This window comes from Clostridium sp. (assembly GCF_032576335.1).
GTDB lineage: Bacteria > Bacillota > Clostridia > Oscillospirales > Acutalibacteraceae > Faecalispora.
On the sequence record NZ_JAWFXC010000029.1, the window covers coordinates 1 to 3,960 of the forward strand.

Annotated in this window: 4 protein-coding genes; all 4 read right to left on the reverse strand. The window is 28.9% G+C overall.

Features of this window, described 5'->3' with window-relative positions:
* Positions 1-1,039, reverse strand: a 1,039-nt coding sequence (locus E7L17_RS14905) for a hypothetical protein (RefSeq protein WP_316323915.1), incomplete at its 3' end; no start/stop codon positions are given.
* A 428-nt stretch (positions 1,040-1,467) separates the two neighbouring features.
* Entirely contained in the window at positions 1,468-2,892 is a 1,425-nt protein-coding gene (locus E7L17_RS14910; protein WP_316323916.1) for a hypothetical protein, read from the reverse strand.
* A complete protein-coding gene (mobC, locus tag E7L17_RS14915) occupies positions 2,882-3,226 on the reverse strand; it encodes a plasmid mobilization relaxosome protein MobC (protein ID WP_032415722.1) in 345 nt (114 codons plus the stop codon). Before mobC ends, E7L17_RS14910 begins: the two co-directional genes overlap by 11 nt.
* Before the next feature lie 270 nt (positions 3,227-3,496).
* The coding region (locus E7L17_RS14920) for a hypothetical protein (RefSeq protein WP_316323917.1) at positions 3,497-3,960 on the reverse strand (464 nt) is incomplete at its 5' end.

Below are 3,960 nucleotides of genomic sequence, written 5' to 3' on the forward strand. Positions count from 1 at the left end.
TTTCTTTCTCTGGTAGAATAGTTTTATATTTTCTATGCCAAAAAATCTTGAAATATTTTTGATATAATTTAAAGCAATTGTCTGAAAATGTGAAATTTTGATCTGGTTTTATTGAGTTGAATAATTCAGATATTTTGTCCTGTAATGTTTCATCTCTTATTTTTTTCAAATTATATAATGAGTAATCTGTGAAATCTCTTTCACTGTCTTTTTCTGTATAAATGAGATTAAATCTTCTCATTAAACCATCTGTCATTGATTCATTTGAAATGTTATTCGCATAACTTTCAAATGTATTTATAAATAACAGTGTTAAAACTATATTTTTAGTTTCTATTGTTTCTTTTTTGCTTTTCCTTGTTAATTTTTCGTGGTCATATGACTTTAACAAATATTCTTTAATTTCAGATAGCGGAGATCCGATTTGTTCTATCTGTTTAAACATTTGTGAAACTTCATCTTCAATCCAAAAACCATATTGATTTTCGCCGTTTTTGGTTTCGGGAAGATTTGAAAGTTCTTCGATAAATTTCGCAGGGCCATTAGGTTTTACGAAATTTGACTCAATAACTTTTTTTCCGTCAATACCTACTGGTATAACCTTTTTTATTTGTGAATTTGAAAAAGTTTTCGCACTTCCAGAAGGTGCCAAAATTGTGATCCAAGTGTCAAGCGGCGATTTTTCGTCGCTTAATGGAATTGTATATGTGATTTCATTTTTAACACAAAAAGCACTTAAAAAACTTAAAAAAGAAAAAATAGGAAGTGTTAATGGTATTTCTGTATTTTCTAAAAAGTTATTATATATAAGGCTTAAAACATCAACATTTTTATTTTCTTCTGTAATAAATGGTTGAGGTATTAATGACATTATTTCAAATAAATCTTCTTCATTCACTATGTCTAATGCTTTATTGTTAAGGTATGTTAGTTCTTGCTCTTTTAGTTTTTGATTATTGAAAAACTGACCAAATTTCGATTCGTTAAATTCTTTTAGTTGTCTTTCAGCTAATATTTCATCAATTGATTTTTCATTCATAATTAATTTCTCCTATTTTGGTTATATTATATATATAACATATGAAAAAACATTGTCAACGGTTTTTATGAAAAACCTATGACACGTTTTAAACCTTGATTTATGACACTATGACACTATGACACTACAGATAAAGCCTTGATACATAAGGCTTTAAGCACTTTTTAGGGTTATGACAAAACCTATGACAAAAGTTATGACACTTGTCTTAAAATCACAATTGAGAAAAAAAGCTGTTTTTTATGTCATAAGAAAAGGAAAAATATTCAGACAGGTTCTTGTCAAAAACTCCGACAAAGTTATGACAGAAAAACCGCCCTGACCGGGCAGGCCAACCCCTCACAAGCAAAAACCAGCCTCTGGCTGGTTCTCACTTGTTCACGGTTAAGGTTTTATCGTAGTGGGTTAGAAGAGTGTTCAGAACGGTTCTAATGCGGTTTAAATCGACTTCTGACGACACTTCTTTGATGGTTTTGTGTTTGCTGATTTTTGAGCTTTTCAAGGAAGATTTTTTGTCTGTGTTCGATTTCTTGCCTTCTCTGGTTCTGTCTTGTATGGATTGAAAACGTTCTGACGTATCTTCTAATATTAGAAATAATTGAATGTAGAGATCTTCTACATACTCTAGATCGCTCTTGAGTTCTATCAAGCGACTTTCTGAATTGCTGTTGATTTCTTCCAGCTTCTTCAACTCTTGAACGAATAAATTGTTGTTGTGTATTAACTGTTTCAATTTCTCTTGATAGATCAAATTTTGCTGGTTCTTCTTCTCTTGGTTTTGTTTTATCATTTGTGAAATTTTGCTCATTGCTTACATCCTCCATAGTCTTATTATTATGAAAAAAATCAATATCAGGTTCATTCCTAGAAGGAACATTATTATTGTCTGATATTTCAGATCTAACATTTTTACTGTCATTTGCTTTTTTAATTCTGAACTCAACATTTTTCTGATCTTTGCTCTGTGTTGGCTTAAAACGAGTTCTATTTCTGCTGTGTCTTTTTTTAAGCTCTGTGTCAAAATTTTCTCTATGGTGTCTGAGTTGGTTTTCGACATACTGCTGATCTGCTCTGTGATCGATTGTTGATTCTGTTCTATAAGTTTTGTAATCTCTGTTCTGTTCATATATATCTCCTTTTAAGCTGATAGGCTTATCAGCCTTATCAAATTTTATTGATATAGCATTTTCTCTAACCCTGTTTATTATTATGTTTTTAGACTGAATAAATGATATTAATTCTTCTCTGTTGTTTATTTCTTCTGTGATTATTTTTGATAAAATCTCTTCTTGTAATTTCTCAACAACTGCCTTTTTTTCTTCTGATATTTTATTATTTAAAGTGTTAACGAGGGTATTTCTTGCTTTATGTTCCTGAACATCTAAAACAGAACTGATATTATTTTCATAGTTTATTTTCTCACAAAATGAGTTAAATAATTTTTTATCAGATAAATGATAATAACATTGAAAATGTTTTTTATTCATTAATGAATTAAAAGTTGTATAGTTTAATTCAAGTCTGTTTTTATCTTTGTGTTGTATCCAGATCACTGGTGGGCGGTTTTCAGGTTCTATTCCTTCAAACATCATTTCTTCAAATTCATTCATTATTTTTGTTTTTAATTTTGGATCGATGTCTTTTTCTTCAAAAGATAAAACACCAGTTATGAAAGGGTTTTTGAAGTTTTTTTCTTTTATGTATTCGTTGAAATTTTCAATATCAGATCTGTTCGTTTGAGATAAAACTTCAACAAATTGTTGTTCTTCTGGTTTGTTAGTTCTTAATAAATAATCGAGTGAGTTTTTAACACTTCGCTGATTTTTCTTTCCTCCGATATGTTTATGTATCATTTTTTAATTTCTCCATATCTTCGAATATTTCCTCAATTAACAATGCAAATTCTTCACCGTTCCCAGATAAAAATTTATCAAGATTTGTATTCATTTTTTTTGCGATCTGGTTTATGTTGTTTGAGATTTTAGAATATAAAAACAAGATTTCAGAATTATCATTTTTCTTTATTTGTGATTTTAATCTCTTTGAGTTCGTGAATAATATTTCACGAGCTGCTGCTGCTCGTTTCATATTTAATCTTTCAGCGATATTTTCAAGCTCTGATAATTCTTCATCATTCAAACACAATGAGACAAAATTTTTTCTTTGGTATCGTTCTCTGTAACTCAAATTTAACTCCTTTGGGTTTAAGGTTTTGATTTTAAGGGGATTGAAGGGGGAACCCCTCACAAGTAAAGTAATACGAAGTATTACTCTAACTTGCTATCTATTACATAGATAACAAATTAAAACCTTAAGTCAAGGGCAAAACTGAATATAATTTGACCTTTTATAAAACCGTGAGAAAATAAAAAAGCCCGTCAGGGCTTTATTATTTTTGAGGGGTTGAACAAGCGAAAATATATTTGAATATGGCACAATTTAAAATTCGCTTGTTAATTACTCCAGTTCTTCAATAAGTTTGTGTTGATAATTATTACATTCAAGACTTTTCAAAATTGATATTGAATCAGCTTTTTTCAGGTTGAATTTTCTGCAAAATGTTCTCAATGTAATATCTGTATTTTCATTTAAATATTCAATGTATTTTGTGAAATCTACTTTTATTTTTTCTTTTTTCTTTGGTGTTAGTTTTTTATTTAATTTGAAATCAAAAAACTTTTTCATACTATTGGCAAATAGTAGAGATATTTTCATACCAAACACTAAACAATCACCCTGAATTTCTGTTCCTTCTCTTTTTAAAATAAGATGATAAAACACTGCGAATTTCCAACTTTGCATCATGTAAGTTCTGTAAAAGTTTTCTTTCTCTGGTAGAATAGTTTTATATTTTCTATGCCAAAAAATCTTGAAATATTTTTGATATAATTTAAAGCAATTGTCTGAAAATGTGAAATTTT

Coding starts and splice junctions, on each gene's coding strand:
- E7L17_RS14910 (WP_316323916.1), bottom strand. CDS start 2,892: ATGATACATAAACATATCGGAGGAAAGAAAAATCAGCGAAGTGTTAAA.